The organism is Microbacterium sp. NPDC089698, assembly GCF_044749045.1.
GTDB lineage: Bacteria > Actinomycetota > Actinomycetes > Actinomycetales > Microbacteriaceae > Microbacterium.
Genome location: NZ_JBIVHE010000001.1, coordinates 791077 through 809736, shown reverse-complemented (window position 1 = coordinate 809736; position 18660 = coordinate 791077). Strand labels below are relative to the sequence as shown.

Below are 18660 nucleotides of genomic sequence, written 5' to 3'. Positions count from 1 at the left end.
GGGCGGGCCGTCAGCCCGGAGCCGTGGTCGCACCGGCCAACCGGTAGGCCGTCTCCGGGCGGCCCGGAGCGCCGTAGCGCGGGGCGCGGATCGCGACCTGCTGGGTGACGAGGTGCTCCAGGTAGCGCCGAGCGGTGACCCGGGAGACGCCGACGAGCGGCGCGGCCTCCGCGGCGGAGAGGTCGCCGTGCGCGCGCAGCACCGCGGTCACCGTCTGCAGCGTCTCGAGGGAGAGCCCCTTCGGGAGGGCGATCGCGCCTGTCGCGGGGCCGCCGATCAGTGCGTCGATCTCCTCCTGGCTGGCGGCGCCCGCGAGTGCCGCCGCGCGGTCGTGCCGGTCGCGGAACTGCAGCAGGCGTTCGCGGAAGACGGCGAAGGGGAACGGTTTGAGCAGGTACTGGACGACGCCCAGGGCCGACATCCGCCGCACCGCGTCGACGTCGCGCACGCTGGTCACGGCGATCACGTCGATCGCGCTGCCGGCGCCGCGGATGCGCCGCAGCACGTCGATGCCGGAGCCGTCGGGCATCGTGAGATCCAGCAGCACCAGGTCGATCCGCTCCGCCTCCGCGGCGAGCGCGCCGAGTGCGGCGCGGACGCCGGTGCACTCGCCGACGACCTCGAACCCCTCGAGCCGCGCGATGTACGCCGCGTGCAGTTCGAGCGTGAGCGGGTCGTCGTCCACGAGCAGGACGCCGATCATCCGGTCCTCCTCTCGGCACGGACGCCGGGCAGCGTGACCCGGAACGCGGTCGGGTCGGCGGACAGCTCGATGCTGCCGCCCGCGGCCGTCACGATGTCGCGCACGAGGGCGAGTCCGACGCCCCGACCGGAGCGGTCGCTCGGTTTGGTGGAGAAGCCGTGCTCGAAGATCTGCTCGCGGACGTCCGCGGGTATTCCGGGACCGCCGTCCGAGACCGTGATCGTGACCGCGCCGCCGTCCGCCCCTGTCACATCGACCCGCACCCAGCGGTCGGCGCCCGTCTCGGCCTGAGGCGCGGCGTCGAGCGCGTTGTCGATGAGGTTGCCGACCACGGCGACCGCATCGACCGGGGTCAGGTCCGCGCGGGGAGCGGCGGGATCCACGTGCACCTGCCAGCGCACGCCCCGCTCCTTCGCCTGCGAGGCCTTGCCCAGCAGCAGCGCGCCGAGCGTCGGATCCCCGTCGCGGAGCGTCATCTGGTCGATCACGGACTGGCTCTGCAGGGAGGATTCGGACAGCAGCGCGATCGCCTCGTCGCGCCGGTCGAGCTCCAGCAGCGACAGGGCCGTGTGCAGGCGATTGCCGTGCTCGTGCGTCTGCGCCCGCAGCGCCTCGCCGAGGGTGCGCACCGACTCGTATCCGGCCACGGCCTCGCGCACGTCGCGGGCGTCCAGATCGCCGGTGATGCGCCGCGTCGCAAGCCGTGCGAGCACCGCACCGATCGCGCCCAGCGCCACGACGGCGAGGGACAGCAGCACGATCACGGGCAGGCGCCGCAGCAGCGCCCCGGCGAGCGATTCCACCGTCACGCCGGCCGACACCCAGCCGACGACCGCGCCGCTCGCGTCGTGCACGGGGGCGATCGTGCGCACGGACGGCCCGAGCGTGCCCGTGTACTGCTCGGTGAGGGTGCGACCATCGGCGGGGATCGTGCCGAGATACCTCTCGCCGATGCGCGCCGGGTCAGGGTGCGTGAGGCGCACGCCGTCGCGGTCCATGACGGTGATGAAGTCGAGCCCCGCGCCGGTGCGCACGGACTCGACGTACGCGCGCAGATCCTCCTCGGCCGACGGGCGGTCGGTCGCGGTCACAGCGGCCTCGATCGCGGGAGCCGCCGAGAGCGCGTGCGCGATCGCCGCGGTGACGTGCTCGGCCTCCTGCCGCGCCGAGCTCTGCGCCTCCCAGGTGAGGAACGCCCCGATCGCGGCGCCGATCAGCAGGACGGATCCGATCAGCAGCGCGAACACCCGTGATGCCGCACTGCGCACCCCGCCGCGTCTTGTCGTCGCCATCGCCGATCGGACCTCCTCAGCCAGTATGCGCGAGCTCCTGCGGCGAACAACGGCCCGGAAGGGATCCGTGCTGGTTTCAATACGACCAGAACTCGCCGCGCAGTGCCGTGGATCCGCACGCTGGTCGGCACGGCCCGCCCGCAGTGGTGCGGGCGTCCGGTTCACTCAGCGGAGGCGATGATGGCTCTCACCGAAGGTTTCACTCTCCCGCGGCACGATTGGCGCCGCGGCAAGAACTCCTGGGACAAGCACACCTGGCTCTATGTGTCGGTGCTCATCGCCGTGGGTCTCGGGATCGCGGTGGGGCTCGTGTTCCCGCAGTTCGCGCAGGGTCTCGAGCCCGTCGGCAAGGGCTTCGTGAGCCTCATCAAGATGATGATCGCGCCGATCATCTTCTGCACGATCGTGATCGGCGTCGGGTCCATCGCGAAGGCGGCGACGGTCGGCAAGATCGGTGGGCTCGCGCTCGTCTACTTCATGGTGATGTCGACGTTCGCCCTCGCGATCGGCCTGATCGTGGGGAACATCATCCACCCCGGTGAGGGGCTGCACATGGCCGGCGCGACGTACCAGGCCGCGACGACCGAGGCGAAGACGACGCAGGACTTCATCCTGGGCATCATCCCGGCCACGTTCTTCGGCGCCTTCACCGGCGAGAGCGTGCTGCAGGTGCTCTTCATCGCTCTGCTCGTCGGGTTCGCGCTGCAGGGTCTGGGGGAGCGCGGCGCCCCCATCATGACGGCGATCAAGCACCTGCAGACGCTCGTGTTCCGCGTGCTGGGCATGATCCTGTGGCTCGCCCCGCTCGGTGCCTTCGGCGCGATCGCCGCCGTGGTCGGCAAGACCGGCGTCGCCGCGATCTGGAGCCTCGGGATCCTCCTCGGCGCGTTCTACCTCACGTGCATCGTCTTCATCGTGGTGGTGCTCGGCGGGATCCTGATGCTCGTCGCACGAGTGAACATCTTCCAGCTCATGAAGTACCTGGCGCGCGAGTACCTGCTGATCGTCGGCACCTCGTCGTCCGAGTCGGCGCTGCCCCGCCTGATCGCCAAGATGGAGCACCTGGGAGTGGCGAAGCCCGTCGTCGGCATCACCGTGCCGACCGGGTACTCGTTCAACCTCGACGGCACCGCGATCTACCTGACGATGGCCTCGCTGTTCATCGCGACGGGTCTCGGCCAGCCGATGTCGATCCCCGAGCAGATCGGCCTGCTCGTCTTCATGATCATCGCGAGCAAGGGCGCCGCGGGCGTCACCGGCGCCGGGCTCGCGACGCTGGCGGGCGGCCTGCAGGCGTATCGTCCCGACCTCGTGAACGGGGTCGGCGTGATCGTGGGCATCGACCGCTTCATGTCCGAGGGGCGTGCGCTGACCAACTTCACCGGCAACGCGGTCGCCACGATCCTCATCGGCACCTGGACGAAGCAGATCGACGCGGAGCAGGTGCGTCAGGTGCTCTCGGGCGCGAGGCCGTTCGACGAGTCGACGCTGGACGGCGTCGGACACGATGCGCCTCCCGCGCCGCAGAGCGCGTCCGCGGCGGAGCCGGTCAGCACGGAGACGCTGGGCCGCGCCGCCGTGGACGAGATGGCCGCGAAGCAGGAGCGGGCCCGCGTTCGCGCCGGGCGCGGCTGATCGGGAATCGACGGCACGGGGAGGGCGCGGACGAGCGCCCTCCCCGTGCCCGTCAGTACCAGTTGTTCGCGACCTCGTGCGCCCAGGCGCCGCACGGGGATCCGTAGCGGCCCTGGATGTAGCTGAGGCCCCAGTCGATCTGGGTGTCGCCGTTCGTCCGCCAGTCGGGCCCGGCCGCCGCCAGCTTGTCGGCGGGGAGCGCCTGCGGGATCCCGTAGGCGCCGCTGTCGGGGTTCAGCGCGTCGGCCCGCCAGCTCGATTCCTGCATCCACAGCCGGTACAGGCACGAGAACTGGTCCTGGCCCCATCCGTAGTTGCCGAGCTGACCGGCGGCGTAGGCCTGCGCGCCCGCGGGGTCGACGTTCACACCGCCGCCGCCCAGGTCGCTCCCGCCTCCGCCGCCACCGGACCCGCCGCCATCGCTGCCGTTCGCAGCGGCCTGGGCTGCGGCTGCGGCCTGGGCCGCGGCCTGCGCGGCGACCTCCTGGCCGATCCGGTAGCGGCGCTCGACGTCGGCCGTGGTGTTCTTCAGGGTCGCGAGCTGCGCGTACAGCGTCGTGACATGGCCCTGCAGGTCGGCGACCGCGGCTGCTTCCGCGTCCGCCGCAGCCTTCGCCTTCTGGGCCGCGTCCTCCGCGGCGGTCGCGAGCGCGTCCCTCGCCGCGCGGGCGGTCTGAGCCTGATCCTGCAGCGAGGTGGCGACGTTCTGCGCCGCGATCGCCCGCTCGCCGAGCTGCGCCCAGGTCGAGTCGAGCTGCTGCAGCACGCCGAGGCGCGTGAGCAGCTGATCCGGATCCGCCGAGGTGAACAGACGCACGGTGAGCGGCGCGGCGGTCTCGGTGCGTGCGCGGCCGGCGGCGACCGCACCGACCTGCTCGTGCGTCTGCTGCACGGCCTGCTCCGCGGTGGCGGCCTGTGCGCCCAGCTCGTCCGCGCGCTGTGCCGCGGTGCGCGCATCGGCGCGGGCGGAGTCCGCGGCCTGGTTGGCCTTCATCGCCGCGGTCGAGGCGTCCGCCGCCTTCTGCTGCGCCGTGGCGAGTGCGTCGTTGATGCGCGTGATCTGATCCTGCGTCGCCTGTTCATCGCCTTGCGCGTTCTGCACGTCCTGCCATGAGGGGTAGTCGTCCGCGTACGCCGGTGCGGCCACCGCGAGCGGCATCAGGAGCAGCGCGCCCGCCGCGAGCGCCAGGATCGGGCGGGCCGCACGTGCTCTGCGTACGGGCGCCGCAGAGGCGGAGGAAACGATCACCCTTCGACGCTAACCCCGCTCGCTGTGGATTCCCACCCCTTTCCATGGATGCGCTCGGCTTTCCGTGGATGCGCACGACGAGGGGCGTCGACGATCGCTCGTCGACGCCCCTCGTGATGGATGCGGGATCAGCCGCTCTTGCGGCGGAACTCACGCCTGGTCTGCGCGGCGTGGGTGCCGTGAACGGAGGAGTCCCCGTCCAGGTGAGCCTCGCCCCGGTGCTGCTGGGCGTTCTTCTTCTCGAGCGCCTCCTTGAACTTTCGCTTCATGTCCGCGGCGGCGGTGTCGTCGGTACTCATGCGCGTCAGCCTAGCCCCGGCGCGCCGCCGAGTCCCGGAAGAACAGAACGGGACGGGCCGGGGGCGTGGGGGCGGACACCGGGTGACCGATCGCGGTGCATCCGGTGAACACTCCGCGACGGCGGGGGTTCCGGGCGATGCGGTCCGGAAACCAGCGGGATCCTGATCACGTGAGAGCAGCGATCGTGACGGAGTCCTTCCTCCCGCACATGAACGGCGTGACCGGGAGCGTCCTGCAGATCCTCCGCCACCTCGAGCGGCACGGCCACGAGGCCAGGGTGTACGCCCCCGCCGCCGTGGACATGCCGCGCATGATCGGGCACGCCAGAGTCGAGGCGATCCCTTCTGTCGCGCTGCCGGGCTACCGCACCGTGCGGGTCGGGACGTCGAGCACCCACCGGCTGTCCGCATCGCTGGACCGCTACGCCCCGGATGTGGTGCACCTCGCCTCGCCGTTCGCCCTGGGCTGGCGCGGTGCGCTCGCCGCGGAGCGCATCGGCGTGCCCGCGGTCGCCGCGTATCAGACCGACGTCGCCGCCTACGCCGCGCGCTACGGGGTCTCGCTGACGACGGCGCTCGCCGAGGCCCACATCGCCCGGCTGCATCGGCGGGCCACCCTCACCCTCGCGCCCTCGTCCGAGTCGGAGGAGCAGCTCGCCCGCCTCGGCGTCGACAGGGTGCGCCGCTGGGGGCGTGGCGTGGATGCCGAGCGTTTCCACCCCGACCGCCGCGTGAGCGCGTGGGAGCACCGTCTCGGAGCCGAGGCGGTCGTCGGCTATGTGGGACGGCTCGCCCCGGAGAAGCAGGTCGAGGACCTGCGCGTGCTCGCCGATCTGCCGGGCGTGCGTCTGGTGATCGTAGGAGACGGTCCCTCCCGTCCGCGACTCGAGTCGCTGCTTCCGGACGCGGTGTTCCTCGGACATCTCAGCGGCCCCGAGCTCGCGCAGGCCATGGCGTCGTTCGACGTCTTCGTGCACACCGGAGAGAGCGAGACGTTCGGGCAGACCCTGCAGGAGGCGCACGCGAGCGGGATCCCGGTGGTCGCGACCGGCAGGGGAGGTCCCCTGGATCTGGTGCGCCAGGGCATCGACGGCTGGCTCTACCGCCCGGGCGACCTGGAGGACCTGCGCGAGCGGGTGCGCGATCTCACCGGCGACGCGCGCAAGCGGCAGGCGTTCGGCCGCGCCGGCCGCGAGGCGGTCGAGGGGCGCAGCTGGAGCGCGGTGTGCGATCAGCTCCTCGGCTACTTCGCCGAAGCGCAGGACCTGCACAGGGCCGACGCGGGTCTCCGCGCGCCCCGCGCCGTCCGGCCCGAACCCACGCCCGCGGGGGAGCGCAAGCACTGGCGCCGTTACGTCGCGCTCGGCGACTCGCTCACCGAAGGCCTGTGCGACCCGGGCCCCGAGGGCGAGCTGCGCGGCTGGGCGGACCGGCTCGCGCTGCTGCTGGCCGCGCGGGAGCCGTTGGACTACGCGAACCTCGCGATCCGCTCCAAGCGCGTCGGAGACGTGTGCGGATCCCAGCTGGAGCGCGCGTTGCAGCTGCGCCCCGACCTCGTGTCGATCCTGGTGGGGGCGAACGACCTCGTGAAGCAGCGGGTCTCGATCCCGCTCCTCGCCGTGCGCCTCGAGGACGCCGTGCGTCAGCTGCGCGAGGCGGGTGCGGACGTGCTCCTGGTGACCGCGTTCCTGCCGGGGAATCCGGCGGCCCGCGTCTACGCCCGCCGCTTCTCCGCGTGGGCCACGGCACTCGCGGGGATCGCCCGCCGCCAGGGCGCGATCCTGCTCGACACCGACCTCCACCCCCAGCTCGCCGAGCGGCCGAACTGGGGGGAGGACCTCGTGCACCTCTCCAGCCGAGGGCACCGCTTCCTCGCCTACCGGGCGGGCGTCGCGCTCGGCGTGCCCCTCGCCGATGAGCTCGGCGCGCTGGACGAGGCCCTGCACGCGACCGAGCGCACGGGCGCCGGCGTGTGGTGGCGCCGCCACGCGCTGCCGTGGGTCTGGCGCCGGCTGCACGGCCGCGCCGCGGGCGACGGACGCAGTGCGAAGCACCACGACTACGTGCGCCTCGGCCGTGAGCGCGGGGTGCGCGAGCCCAGCGAGGTCTGAAGGCGCGGACTCCGCAGCGCCGCGCTGATAGGATCGAACAGGATGCCTCTGTGCGCATCCGTCCATGCTCGCGCTCCACACGGGAGAGCGAGCCTAAACAAAGAAGGAGAGACCTCTTGGAAGGTCCTGAAATCACCGCCACCGAGGCCGTTCTCGACAACGGCCGCTTCGGCACCCGCACCGTCCGCTTCGAGACGGGTCGTCTCGCGCAGCAGGCGCAGGGCGCGGTCGCCGCTTACCTCGACGAGGAGACGATGCTGCTCTCGGCGACGAGCGCCAGCAAGTCGCCGCGTGAGGGCTTCGACTTCTTCCCGCTGACCGTCGACGTGGAGGAGCGCTCCTACGCCGCCGGCAAGATCCCCGGCTCGTTCTTCCGTCGCGAGGGCCGTCCCTCCACCGAGGCGATCCTCGTCTGCCGTCTCATCGACCGCCCGCTGCGCCCGTCGTTCGTCGACGGCCTGCGCAACGAGGTGCAGATCGTGATCACCGTCCTGAGCATCGCTCCGGGCGAGTACTACGACGCGCTGGCGATCAACGCGGCGTCCGCCTCGACCCAGATCTCGGGTCTGCCGTTCTCCGGCCCGATCGCCGGTGTGCGCCTCGCGTTCATCCCCGGTCACGGCGAGCACGCGGACCAGTGGGTCGTGTTCCCGAACGCGGAGCAGGTCGAGCAGGCCGTCTTCGATCTCGTCGTCGCGGGTCGCGTCGTCACCAAGGGTGACGGCACCGAGGACGTCGCGATCATGATGGTCGAGGCCGAGGCCACCGAGGGCAGCTGGAACCTGATCAAGGCCGGCGCCACGAAGCCCAGCGAGGACATCGTGGCGCAGGGTCTCGAGGCCGCCAAGCCGTTCATCTCGCAGCTGGTCAAGGCTCAGGCCGAGCTCGCCGCCCAGGCGTCGAAGGAGCCGGGCGTCTACCCGGTCTTCCTGCCGTACAGCGAGGGCACCTACGACTTCGTGGCGGAGCGCGCCTACGCCGAGCTCGTCGACGTCTACCAGATCGCCGACAAGCAGGAGCGCCAGAACGCCGACGACGCGATCAAGGACCGCGTCAAGGCCGAGCTCGTCGCCGCCGTCGAGGCGGGGGAGCAGCCCGAGGCCGCGCTCGCCGAGTTCTCCGGCGCCTACAAGTCCGTCACGAAGAAGATCGTGCGCGGCCGGATCCTCACCGAGGGCGTCCGCATCGATGGTCGCGGCCTGGCGGACATCCGCCCGCTCGACGCCGAGGTGCAGGTCATCCCGCGCGTGCACGGCTCCGCGATCTTCCAGCGCGGCGAGACCCAGATCCTGGGCGTCACCACGCTGAACATGCTCAAGATGGAGCAGCAGATCGACTCGCTGTCCCCGACGACGAGCAAGCGCTACATGCACCACTACAACTTCCCGCCCTACTCGACCGGTGAGACCGGCCGCGTGGGTTCGCCGAAGCGTCGCGAGATCGGGCACGGCTTCCTCGCCGAGCGCGCCCTCGTGCCGGTGCTGCCGACGCGCGAGGAGTTCCCGTACGCGATCCGTCAGGTGTCCGAGGCGCTCAGCTCCAACGGATCCACCTCGATGGGCTCCGTCTGCGCCTCGACCCTGTCGCTGCTGAACGCGGGTGTGCCGCTGCGCGCACCCGTCGCCGGCATCGCGATGGGCCTGGTGTCCGACCAGGTCGACGGCGAGACCCGCTACGCGGCGCTCACCGACATCCTGGGTGCCGAGGACGCCCTCGGCGACATGGACTTCAAGGTCGCCGGCACGAGCGAGTTCGTCACCGCGATCCAGCTGGACACGAAGCTCGACGGCATCCCCTCCGAGGTGCTGGCCGGGGCCCTGACCCAGGCCAAGGAAGCGCGTCTCACGATCCTCAACGTGCTGAACGCCGCGATCGACAGCCCCGACGAGATGGCGCCGACCGCGCCGCGCGTGATCAGCGTGCAGATCCCGGTCGACAAGATCGGCGAGCTGATCGGCCCGAAGGGCAAGACGATCAACGCGATCCAGGACGAGACCGGCGCTCAGATCTCCATCGAGGAGGACGGCACCGTCTACATCGGCGCGACCGACGGCCCCTCGGCCGAGGCCGCCCGCGCCCAGGTCAACGCGATCGCCAACCCGACCAACCCGGAGGTCGGCGAGCAGTTCCTGGGTACGGTCGTCAAGATCGCCACCTTCGGCGCGTTCGTCTCCCTGCTCCCGGGCAAGGACGGCCTGCTGCACGTCACCGAGGTGCGCAAGCTCGCCGGTGGCAAGCGCGTGGAGAACGTCGACGACGTGCTCTCCGTCGGCCAGAAGATCCTCGTGAAGATCACGAAGATCGACGACCGCGGCAAGCTCTCGCTCGAGCCCGTCATCGACGAGGCTCCGGCCGAGGCCGCCGAGCCGGCCGCGGAGACTGCCGAGGTCTGACCCTTCGCACGAAAAGGCCCGTCATGTCCACCGAAAGGGGGACATGACGGGCCTTTTCCCGTCTTCGTGATCGAAACGTTACGAGTTGTTCGCCTCCTGGACGACTCAATGAACGGAACTGTCGGAGGCCTCGCTTACTCTCGAAGGGACGCACCGGGGGGTGCGCCACCGAGTACAACGCAGCAGGCACGGGGGTGATCGCATGCGTCTCTTCAGCGTCGGATCCACGGCAGGGTCCGCCATCGGCGATGCCGCACCCGCGGCGACGGGCGCGCCCGCCGTGGTCACGCCACATCCCTCCGCGCCGATCCCCGTGGTCGGGCCCGGCATCGGCACCAGCCTGCGCGTTCCTCTTGCGGAGACCGGCATCCGCACCTTCCCGCTCATCCTCGGCGGCGCCGAGTTCGGGTGGAACACCGATGCCGACACCGCACTGCACATCCTCGACCGCTACGCCGAGTTCGGCGGCAACGCGGTGCACACGGCCGACAGCTTCGCGGCGGGCCGCAGCGAGCACATCATCGGCCGCTGGCTCGCCACGCGCGGCAACCGCGACGACATCGTCCTGAGCGTGCGCGTCGGCGGCCACCCCGACAACCCGGGCATCGGAGCGGTGAACCTGGTGCGCGCGGCGGAAGCCTCGCTGACCCGCCTCGGCGTCGAACGCATCGACGTGCTCTACCTCGACGGCACGGTCGACGACGGCAGCGCCCTCGAGGACACGCTGGCCACCGCCGAGTGGCTCGTCGAGACCGGCAAGATCCGGGCGCTCGGCGCCTTCGGCTTCACCGCAGAGCGTCTCGTGGAGGCGCGCATCCTGGCGTCCGCCGGCTACCCGCGCATCGAGGTGCTGGACGAGCCCTACAACCTCCTGCGTCGGACGGGCTTCGAGGGCGACCTCCGGCTCGTGGCCGCGGCGCAGGGACTCGCCGTCACCCCGTCGCACGCCCTCGAGCACGGATTCCTGTCCGGCAGGCACCGCACCAAGCAGGCGCTGCAGGGCGTGCGCGGGATGCAGCTGCGCGGCAACATCAACCGTCGCGGCATCAAGGTGCTGCGTGCGCTGGACATCGCCGCCTCCGAGCTGCAGGTCCCCGTCGCCGCCGTCGCGATCAGCTGGCTGCTCGCGCAGCGCACGATCACCGCTCCGATCGTCAACGCGTTCGCCACCGAGCAGGTCGACGAGCTGATGCAGGGTGCCGGCGTCGCCCTCGGCCGCGCACAGCTGGCCGAGCTCACCCGAGCGGCGAGCTGACCGGATCGGTCCGTCGCCGTGTCCGATCTGTGACATAGGCTGGAAGCACCCCGGCCACCGTGCCGGAGACGAGGCGAGCGGGTTGTGGCGCATTACATCTATCTGGTCCGGCACGGCGAGCATCAGGACGCCGAGCACGGTCTCGCTGACGGACCCCTCTCGCCGCGTGGGCGCCGTCAGGCCGCGCTCCTCGCCGATCGGCTGTCCGGCCTGCCGCTGGACGCGATCTGGCACTCGCCGCTCCTGCGCGCCGCCGAGACGGCCCGCGCGATCTCGGAGCGGATCCCGTCGGTCGAGGCGGAGCCGTCCGCTCTGCTGTTCGACTGCGTGCCCACGGGGATGACGGAGGAGACGCCGGCGGTCTTCGAGCCCTTCTTCGGATCCATCACCGACGCCGAGATCGAGGCAGGAAGCGCGCAGATGGGCGACGCCGTGAACGAGTTCCTGGTGCGCAAGCCGGGAGACGTGCACGAGGTGCTCATCACCCACAACTTCGTGATCAGCTGGTTCGTGCGCGAGGTGCTGGAAGCCCCGGAGTGGCGCTGGATGACGCTGAACCAGGCCAACTGCGGCCTCACCGTGATCTCGCAGAAGCAGGGACGCCCGTGGAGCCTGGTCGCGCACAACGACCTGAGCCACCTCCCGATGGAGCTGCGCACCGGCCTCCCGGATCCGCTCCTGGTCTGACCCTGTTCTGGCGGCGCGTGGTCGGAGTATCTCGCGTCGCGCGGGGAGCGACGATCTGCACAGCCTGCGACGATCTGCACATGATCTCGCCGGATCCGGGTGCTGTTCGTCGCATCGTGTGCGGATCGTCGCGCCGCGAGGGGCAGCGCAGGCTCAGCCGACCCGTTCCCAGTCGGCGATCGGGCCGTCCACGACGGTGAACAGCGGATGGGGCGACGGGAGGGGGAGCGCACGCCAGCGCTCCCAGAGCTCCGGAGTGCGGCCCTCCAGCTTGCGCAGCAGATGTCCCCACTCGTACTCGAGCTGACCGCGGGGGACCAGGATGCGTTCGACCGGCCCGGTCTTGAGGATCTTCTCCCTGGCGAAGCGGTAGCCACGCGCATCCGCCTCGTCGACGACGGCCGCGAGATAGTCGCCGATCGCGGCGAGCGGATCGCGCGTCTCGCGGAAGCGCTGGAGCTGGGGATGGTGTGCATAGCCCCGGCGGGTGGGATCCGCGATGACGGCCTGCGCGAGCAGCCCTTCGCGCCAGCACGCCGTCAGCGCCTGCCGGTCGTAGTGCTGGGGGTGCACCGACCACAGCCTCATGCGCGAAGCTCCTTGCGGTACCACCGGGTCGCGTTCGGGTTCTCGTTGTAGCGCGGGATCTCGGTGAAGCCGCTGTTGCGGTACAGGTGCCCCGCCGCCTCGAGCGTGTGGTGGGTGTCGAGCACCAGCGCGGCAGCCCCGAGGCGGCGTGCGCGGCGCTCGAGCTCGTCCAGCAGCAGCCGGCCCCAGCCCCGGCCGCGGGTCTCGGGGCGGAGGAAGACGTGCTTGATCTCGAACACGTCCGTCTCGCCTTCGGGCATCCCGACACGGCGGATCCCGCCGCAGCCGACGATCCGGCCCTCGTCCTCGAGCAGGAGGAAGACGCCGTCCGGAGCCTGGAACGCCGCGGCGGTCGGATACGTGGGGGAGTAGTTGCCTCCGGGGAACTCCGCCGCGCGCAGGGCGAAGTAGTCGACGAGCACGGCGTGGGCGTCGGCGGCCTCGGGGGACGCGATGCGGAACGTGGGCATGATCCGACGGTAATCGATGCCGCGGCCCTGCGGTTCGGACGCGTCGTGAGCCTCGACGACGCGGAGCATCGAGAGCTTCCATCACGCTCCGCGTCGTGCGCCGCGCCGGGAGGCTCCCGCGTCCGAGGCGCTGAATAGACTGAGGGCATGACGACGCGCGTGGCCCTGGTGGGCGCCTCCGGCAAGCTCGGCACCATCATCGGCGACGTGATCGCGCATCTCGACGGATTCGAGATCGGGGCGGTCCTCGGATCGGCCAGCACGATGGACGAGCTCGACGGCGCGGACCTCGTGGTCGACGCGACCACTCCGGCCTCCAGCGTCGAGATCGTGCGCGCCGCGACCGACCGGGGCATCAACCTCCTCGTCGCCACCTCCGGATGGTCCGCCGACCGCATCGCGCAGGTCCGCCCGGCCATCGAGGCCGCCGGCACGGGCGCCCTGTTCGTGCCGAACTTCTCGCTCGGATCGGTGCTCGGCACGGCCCTCGCCGCCCTGGCCGCCCCGTTCTTCGGATCCGTGGAGATCATCGAGGCGCACCAGCACACCAAGATCGATTCGCCCAGCGGCACCGCCGTGCGCACCGCCGAGCTCATCGCCGCCGCGCGCGCCGAGCACGGACCCGTGGACGCACCGCACGTCGATCAGCGCGCCCGCGGACAGCAGGTGGCGAGCGTTCCCGTGCATTCGCTGCGCCGCCCCGGCGTGATCGCGAAGCAGGAGGTCATCCTCTCCGGCCCCGGGGAGTCGCTGTCGATCGTGCACGACACCGTGCAGTCGGCGGCGGCGTACGCCCCCGGGATCCGCCTCGCGCTGCCCTACGCACGGGACCTGCGCGGTGTGGTCGTCGGGCTGGAGGACGTGATCGACCTGGGGATCCGGCCGCGCGCATGACGGCGCGCATCGGCGTGCTCGGCCCGGTGCGGATCGCGGATCGCGACGCCGGCGGCACGCCCATGCGCGCGCTGCTGGCGGCCCTGGTCCTCGCCGGCACCGGCACGACCCGGTCCGTCCCCGCGCTCGCCGACGAGGTCTGGGGCGAGGATCAGCCGCAGAATCCGAAGGCCGCGCTGCAGACGCTCGTGTCGCGGGCCAGGGCGCTGGCCGGATCCGACGCGATCGCGAGTGCGCCGGGAGGTTATGCGCTCGGCACCGCCGACACCGACCTGCACACCGCGCGCCGCCTGCACGCCGAGGCGGAGACGCTCGACGACGGAGATCCGGACCGCATCCGGCTGCTGCGCGCGGCGATCGCCCTCTGGCGGGGCGAACCCGGCGTCGACCTCGCCGGCGCTCCGATCGCGGAAGACCTCGCGGCCGAGGCGCAGGCGCTGCATGCCGCGCTGCGCGGCTGCCTCGCCGCCGCGCTCGTCGCCTCCGGTCAGGCCGCCGAGGGCATCGGGATCCTCGAGGAGCTCGCCGCCTCCCACCCGCTCGACGAGGCCGCGCATGCCGCGCTGATGACGGCCCTCGCCGAGGACGGCCGCGCCCCCGAGGCACTCGGCGTCTTCGCCCGCCTCCGCGGCACGCTCGCGGACGCGCTGGGGAGCTCGCCCAGCGCCGCCCTCGTGGAGCTCAACGCGCAGCTGCTGCGCGGGCAGGACGACGGCCCGCGGGTGCGGATCGGGGTGCAGGCTGCTCCGAACGAGCTCATCGGCCGCGACGACGCCCTCGCGATCGCGCGCTCCCTGCTGCGCTCGGCGCGGCTCGTGACCATCATGGGCGCGGGAGGACTGGGCAAGACCCGGCTCGCGCAGGCGCTGGCGGCGGAGTCCGCCGCCCCCGCGGTGGTCGTCGTCCCGCTCGCGGGCGTGCGCGCGGACGCGGGGGTGCCGTTGGCGATCGCCGCCGCCCTGGGGATCAGCGAGAACGTGCCGGGCGGCAGGCTGTCCGAGCAGCGTCCGCGCCCCGACCTCGGCGCGCGGATCGTGGGCGCCCTGGGCGACCGGACCACGCTGCTCGTGCTGGACAACTGCGAGCAGGTCATCGAGGGCGTCGCACGGTGGACCGCTGACCTTCTCGCCGCGGTGCCGTCGCTGCGGATCCTCACCACGAGCCGGACGCCGCTCGCGATCTCCGCAGAACGCGTCCTGGCGCTGGAGCCGCTGGAGATCGAGGCGACGGACGCGGCTCCCGCGGTGCGCCTGTTCGTGGAGCGAGCGCATGCGGCGCGCCCCGGGGCGACGCTCGATCTCGTGGTAGTCGCGCGACTGTGCGAGCGCCTGGACGGGCTGCCGCTCGCGATCGAGCTCGCGGCCGCGCGCGTGCGCACGATGACGCCGGAGCAGATCGAGAAGCGGCTGGAGAACCGCTTCGCGCTGCTGACCTCGGGCGACCGTGCGGCGCCCGAGCGTCACCGCACGCTGGAGGCCGTGATCGAGTGGAGCTGGGACCTGCTCGCCCCCGACGCCCGGCAGGCGCTCGCGCTGCTCTCCGTGCTTCCGGGCGGCTTCTCCGCGGACACCGCCGACGCCCTGCTGGGCACCGCCTCCGACGATGTCCTGGAGGGCCTCGTCTCGCAATCGCTGCTGAACGTCATCGAGGTCGCCGACGGCACCGTACGGTTCCGGATGCTGGAGACCGTGCGCGAGTTCGGGCACGACCGCCTCGCCGAGACCGGGGCGGAGGAGGACGCCTGGGAGGCCGTGGTCGCCTGGGCGCTCGCCTTCGTCGCCGAGCACGGCGCACGGGCCCGGGCGTTCCCCTCGGGGCTGACCGCGCACGCCCACCTCGCGATCACGCGCGAGCACGACAACCTCGTGCATGTGCTGCGGCACCTGGTGGCCGCGCGCCGCGGCGCCGACGCGGTGCGCCTGTTCACCGTCCTCGGGCAGTCGTGGTTCATCCGCGGATCCTTCACCGAGTTCATCGGCTACGCCGGACCGATGATCGAGATCGTGGACGCCCTGCCGGCCGGTGCCATCGACCCCGATCTGCAGGTCATGGCGGTCGTGATGGCCTCGCTCGGCTGCATGATCAGCGGGGATCCGCTCGCTGCACGCGGACTCGCCTTCGTCACCCGCGCGGTGCGCACCGCGGGGGACGCGCTCGCGCCGTCCTGGCAGCTCCTCGCAGACGCGCTGCTCGCGGTGGGCCGGGGAGGGCCGCTGGGCGCCGTGTCGGAGCTCGTGCACGGATCGGATCCGCGCGCGCAGCTCACGGCGGACGTGCTGCGCTCGCATCGCGCGGAGAACGACGGCGAGGCCGAGGTGGCCATGGAGGCGGCCCGCAGCGCCTGGCAACGGGCGCGGAGCCTCGACGAGCGCTGGGCCGAGGGCATGGCCGCCGATCTTGCGGCGCAGCTGGCCGCGCAGTCGGCGCGCCCCGCGGAGGCGATGACCTGGATCGAGCGTGCGAAGGAGGTCTTCGAGGAGTTCGACGCGCAGGACCAGATCAATCATCAGGAGTGGGTGCGCGGTGGCGCGCTGCTCTGCCTGGGCCGCGGCGGCGAGGCGCGGGCGCTGTTCACCCGGCTCATCGAGGAGGGCGGGCTGAGCCAGGACGGCGTTGAACTGGGGTCAATCGGACTGTACGGCCTCGCGGAGGCCGAGCTGCTCGACGGGAATGCGGCGGAGGCGGCCGAGGCCTTCGGCCGCGCGATGGGAGCGTTCGCCGATCCCGTGCACCGCCGCTCGCCCTGGTACCTGATGGCACTGTCGGGATACCTCTCCGCGGCCGTCCGCGACCTCGACGTGCCGGCGGCGGAGCTCGCGGTCTGGGAGCGACGCCTGCGCACGCGCACGATCGCCGCCTGCCGACAGCGCCGCGAAGGCGTGGACCGGCCTGTCCTCGGCACGGCGCTGATCGGCTGGTCGGCCTGGGCGCTGCGGCAGCCGGAGCTGATCGCGCGCGGGACGGAGGCCATCGCGCTCGCCGAGGTGCTGGGCGGGCGGCAGAACATGCCGAGCCTCGATCTTTCGATGCACTTCGCGGATGCGGAGCGGATCGCCGGAGCCGAGGCCCTCGCGGCGGCGAGGACGAACGCGGCCGCCCTGGAGCCTGCGGACCGCGTGGCGCGCGGCCTCGTCGTGCTGGGCTCGCGCTGAGCGAGGACGGCGTCGTGCCGCCTGAGCTCTGCCGGGCATGACGAAGGGGCGCCCTCGACGAGGGCGCCCCTTCGCCGGGCGGTTCAGGCCTTGCGCATGTACGCGCGCACGGTGAGCGGGGCGAAGACCGCGACGATCACGGCGGCGCCGAGCAGCGAGACCCAGGCGTCGACGCCGAAGGTGCCCGCATTGGCGAGGTCGCGCACCGCCGTCACCAGGTGCGAGACCGGATTGACGTTCACGAACCACTGCAGCCAGCCCGGCATCGTGTCCACGGGGACGAACGCGTTGGACAGGAAGGTGAGCGGGAACAGGATCATCATCGAGATGCCCTGCACGCTCGATGCGGTCCGCGCGATCACGCCGGCGAAGGCGAAGATCCAGCTGATCGCCCAGGAGCACACGATCACCAGCAGGCCTGCGCCGATCACGGCACCGATTCCGCCGGCGGGGCGGAAGCCCATCACGAAGCCCATCGCGAACGTGAGCACGGTCGCGATGCCGTAGCGGATCGTGTCGGCGAGAAGCGCGCCGGACAGCGGGGCGATGCGCGCGATCGGCAGCGAGCGGAACCGGTCGAACACGCCCTTGTCCATGTCCTCGCGCAGCTGCACCCCGGTCACCACCGACGTGGTGATGACGGTCTGCACGAGGATGCCGGGGATGATGACGGGCAGGTAGTTCGTGACGTTGCCGGAGATCGCGCCGCCGAAGATGTACGTGAACATCAGCGTGAACAGGATCGGCTGCACCGTCACATCGACGAGCTGTTCCGGCGTGCGCCGGATCTTGATGAGACCGCGCGCCGCCATCGTGACGGTGTTGCGCAGGGTCAGGGACAGGCTCGCGCGCGGGCTGAGCCGGCGCTCGGAGGCCGGGACGATCCGTCCGGCGGTGGGGGCGAGGGTGGTCATGCGCTGACCTCCTGGATCTGTGCGGTGGTGGAGTCGTCCGAGGAGTCCTCCTCGGCCGGGTGGCCGGTGAGGGTGAGGAACACCTCGTCGAGAGTGGGCTTCTGCACGCTCACCTCGGAGAGGCCGATTCCGGCCTCGCGGAGCATGATGAGCAGTTCGGCGACCCGATCCGGATCCGCCAGCGGAGCGGTGATCCGGGACGCCTCGGGGGAGAGCACGCCGCGCACGCCGAGCGTCTGCTCGATCGCGCGCAGCGCATCGGCCGTGTCGGCGGCGTCGCGCACGCGCAGCTGCAGCGAGGAGGTTCCGACGGACGCCTTGAGGTCGTCCGGCGTGCCTTCGGCCACGACCCTGCCGTGGTCGATCACGGCGATGCGGTCGGCGAGCTGGTCGGCCTCGTCGAGGTACTGGGTGGTGAGGAGCACGGTGGATCCGGTGTGCACGAGCTCGCGGATCGTGTCCCACATCTGACCGCGGGTGCGCGGATCCAGTCCTGTGGTGGGCTCGTCGAGGAAGATCAGCGGGGGCTGCGCGAGCAGCGACGCCGCCAGGTCGAGCCGTCGGCGCATGCCGCCGGAGAACTGCTTGAGGGGGCGCCGCGCGGCCTCGGCGAGACCGAAGCGCTCCAGCAGGTCGGCGGACTTGGCGTTCGCCTCGCTGCGGCTGAGGCCGAGCAGCCGGGCGAAGATCATGAGGTTCTCGGTGGCGGACAGGGTCTCGTCGACCGAGGCGAACTGCCCCGTGACGCCGATGAGCTGGCGCACGATGTGCGCGTCGCGCACGACGTCGTGGCCGAAGACCCGGCCGGATCCGCCGTCGGGGCGCATGAGGGTCGCGAGCATGTTGATGGTGGTGGTCTTGCCGGCGCCGTTCGGGCCGAGGACGCCGTAGACGGAGCCGGTGCGCACGCGCAGGTCGACGCCGTCGACCGCGCGGTTCTCACCGAACACCTTCACGAGTCCGTCGGCCTCGAGGGCCCAGTCGGTGGTGGGATTCGTCATGCTCCGAGCATCCGCCG

At 71.9% G+C, this 18660-nt stretch carries 15 protein-coding genes; 7 read left to right on the top strand and 8 right to left on the bottom strand.

Annotation, left to right across the window (positions count from 1 at the left end):
• Positions 1 to 10: 10 nt before the first annotated feature.
• Together ACIPY5_RS03885 and ACIPY5_RS03880 are read right to left on the bottom strand one after the other, a co-directional pair.
• A complete protein-coding gene (locus ACIPY5_RS03885; protein WP_400966909.1) occupies positions 11 to 703 on the bottom strand; it encodes a response regulator in 693 nt (230 codons plus the stop codon).
• Positions 700 to 1995: an ATP-binding protein gene (locus tag ACIPY5_RS03880; RefSeq protein ID WP_400966906.1), complete on the bottom strand. Its 1296-nt coding sequence runs from the start codon at positions 1993 to 1995 to the stop codon at positions 700 to 702. Before ACIPY5_RS03880 ends, ACIPY5_RS03885 begins: the two co-directional genes overlap by 4 nt.
• Before the next feature lie 180 nt (positions 1996 to 2175).
• Here ACIPY5_RS03880 and ACIPY5_RS03875 point away from each other — a divergent pair, with 180 nt between their 5' ends.
• Positions 2176 to 3630, top strand: a complete 1455-nt coding sequence (locus tag ACIPY5_RS03875) for a cation:dicarboxylate symporter family transporter (protein WP_400966903.1) — start codon at positions 2176 to 2178, stop codon at positions 3628 to 3630.
• 52 nt (positions 3631 to 3682) lie between these two features.
• On the opposite strand, the gene ACIPY5_RS03870 is transcribed toward ACIPY5_RS03875, so the two are convergent.
• Positions 3683 to 4879 carry a hypothetical protein gene (locus tag ACIPY5_RS03870; RefSeq protein WP_309340603.1) on the bottom strand — a complete coding sequence of 399 codons (1197 nt, stop codon included), beginning with the start codon at positions 4877 to 4879 and terminating at the stop codon, positions 3683 to 3685.
• A gap of 128 nt (positions 4880 to 5007) precedes the next feature.
• Positions 5008 to 5178: a DUF5302 domain-containing protein gene (locus ACIPY5_RS03865; protein WP_309340601.1), complete on the bottom strand. Its 171-nt coding sequence runs from the start codon at positions 5176 to 5178 to the stop codon at positions 5008 to 5010.
• A 170-nt stretch (positions 5179 to 5348) separates the two neighbouring features.
• Between ACIPY5_RS03865 and ACIPY5_RS03860 the strand changes: the two genes are divergently transcribed.
• The 4 genes from ACIPY5_RS03860 (at position 5349) to ACIPY5_RS03845 (ending at position 11624) form a co-directional block, all read left to right on the top strand.
• The gene (locus tag ACIPY5_RS03860; RefSeq protein WP_400966899.1) at positions 5349 to 7289 is read left to right on the top strand and encodes a GDSL-type esterase/lipase family protein; all 1941 of its coding nucleotides are present in this window, start codon (positions 5349 to 5351) and stop codon (positions 7287 to 7289) included.
• 116 nt (positions 7290 to 7405) lie between these two features.
• Entirely contained in the window at positions 7406 to 9682 is a 2277-nt protein-coding gene (locus ACIPY5_RS03855; RefSeq protein ID WP_400966897.1) for a polyribonucleotide nucleotidyltransferase, read from the top strand.
• A 202-nt stretch (positions 9683 to 9884) separates the two neighbouring features.
• On the top strand, positions 9885 to 10937 hold the full coding sequence (locus tag ACIPY5_RS03850; protein ID WP_400966895.1) for an aldo/keto reductase: 1053 nt from the start codon (positions 9885 to 9887) through the stop codon (positions 10935 to 10937).
• Positions 10938 to 11021: 84 nt separating this feature from the next.
• Positions 11022 to 11624 carry a histidine phosphatase family protein gene (locus ACIPY5_RS03845; protein ID WP_400966892.1) on the top strand — a complete coding sequence of 201 codons (603 nt, stop codon included), beginning with the start codon at positions 11022 to 11024 and terminating at the stop codon, positions 11622 to 11624.
• A gap of 153 nt (positions 11625 to 11777) precedes the next feature.
• Here ACIPY5_RS03845 and ACIPY5_RS03840 read toward each other — a convergent pair whose 3' ends face one another.
• Both ACIPY5_RS03840 and ACIPY5_RS03835 read right to left on the bottom strand, forming a co-directional pair.
• Positions 11778 to 12212, bottom strand: a complete 435-nt coding sequence (locus ACIPY5_RS03840) for a pyrimidine dimer DNA glycosylase/endonuclease V (RefSeq protein WP_400966889.1) — start codon at positions 12210 to 12212, stop codon at positions 11778 to 11780.
• The gene (locus tag ACIPY5_RS03835) at positions 12209 to 12682 is read right to left on the bottom strand and encodes a GNAT family N-acetyltransferase (RefSeq protein ID WP_400966886.1); all 474 of its coding nucleotides are present in this window, start codon (positions 12680 to 12682) and stop codon (positions 12209 to 12211) included. Before ACIPY5_RS03835 ends, ACIPY5_RS03840 begins: the two co-directional genes overlap by 4 nt.
• A 147-nt stretch (positions 12683 to 12829) precedes the next feature.
• Between ACIPY5_RS03835 and dapB the strand changes: the two genes are divergently transcribed.
• Positions 12830 to 13576, top strand: a complete 747-nt coding sequence (gene dapB, locus ACIPY5_RS03830) for a 4-hydroxy-tetrahydrodipicolinate reductase (RefSeq protein WP_400966883.1) — start codon at positions 12830 to 12832, stop codon at positions 13574 to 13576.
• A complete protein-coding gene (locus tag ACIPY5_RS03825) occupies positions 13573 to 16728 on the top strand; it encodes an ATP-binding protein (RefSeq protein ID WP_400966880.1) in 3156 nt (1051 codons plus the stop codon). The genes dapB and ACIPY5_RS03825 overlap by 4 nt, the downstream gene beginning before the upstream one ends.
• Before the next feature lie 83 nt (positions 16729 to 16811).
• Here ACIPY5_RS03825 and ACIPY5_RS03820 read toward each other — a convergent pair whose 3' ends face one another.
• Together ACIPY5_RS03820 and ACIPY5_RS03815 are read right to left on the bottom strand one after the other, a co-directional pair.
• The gene (locus tag ACIPY5_RS03820) at positions 16812 to 17642 is read right to left on the bottom strand and encodes an ABC transporter permease (RefSeq protein ID WP_309340582.1); all 831 of its coding nucleotides are present in this window, start codon (positions 17640 to 17642) and stop codon (positions 16812 to 16814) included.
• The gene (locus tag ACIPY5_RS03815) at positions 17639 to 18643 is read right to left on the bottom strand and encodes an ATP-binding cassette domain-containing protein (protein ID WP_400966877.1); all 1005 of its coding nucleotides are present in this window, start codon (positions 18641 to 18643) and stop codon (positions 17639 to 17641) included. The genes ACIPY5_RS03820 and ACIPY5_RS03815 overlap by 4 nt, the downstream gene beginning before the upstream one ends.
• Positions 18644 to 18660: the final 17 nt, after the last annotated feature.

What these genes read in the sequence shown, in the direction of transcription:
- ACIPY5_RS03885 (WP_400966909.1), bottom strand. Translation starts at nt 703, where the DNA reads ATGATCGGCGTCCTGCTCGTGGACGACGACCCGCTCACGCTCGAACTG.
- ACIPY5_RS03880 (WP_400966906.1), bottom strand. Translation starts at nt 1,995, where the DNA reads ATGGCGACGACAAGACGCGGCGGGGTGCGCAGTGCGGCATCACGGGTG.
- ACIPY5_RS03875 (WP_400966903.1), top strand. Translation starts at nt 2,176, where the DNA reads ATGGCTCTCACCGAAGGTTTCACTCTCCCGCGGCACGATTGGCGCCGC.
- ACIPY5_RS03865 (WP_309340601.1), bottom strand. Translation starts at nt 5,178, where the DNA reads ATGAGTACCGACGACACCGCCGCCGCGGACATGAAGCGAAAGTTCAAG.
- ACIPY5_RS03850 (WP_400966895.1), top strand. Translation starts at nt 9,885, where the DNA reads ATGCGTCTCTTCAGCGTCGGATCCACGGCAGGGTCCGCCATCGGCGAT.
- ACIPY5_RS03840 (WP_400966889.1), bottom strand. Translation starts at nt 12,212, where the DNA reads ATGAGGCTGTGGTCGGTGCACCCCCAGCACTACGACCGGCAGGCGCTG.
- ACIPY5_RS03835 (WP_400966886.1), bottom strand. Translation starts at nt 12,682, where the DNA reads ATGCCCACGTTCCGCATCGCGTCCCCCGAGGCCGCCGACGCCCACGCC.
- dapB (WP_400966883.1), top strand. Translation starts at nt 12,830, where the DNA reads ATGACGACGCGCGTGGCCCTGGTGGGCGCCTCCGGCAAGCTCGGCACC.
- ACIPY5_RS03825 (WP_400966880.1), top strand. Translation starts at nt 13,573, where the DNA reads ATGACGGCGCGCATCGGCGTGCTCGGCCCGGTGCGGATCGCGGATCGC.
- ACIPY5_RS03820 (WP_309340582.1), bottom strand. Translation starts at nt 17,642, where the DNA reads ATGACCACCCTCGCCCCCACCGCCGGACGGATCGTCCCGGCCTCCGAG.
- ACIPY5_RS03815 (WP_400966877.1), bottom strand. Translation starts at nt 18,643, where the DNA reads ATGACGAATCCCACCACCGACTGGGCCCTCGAGGCCGACGGACTCGTG.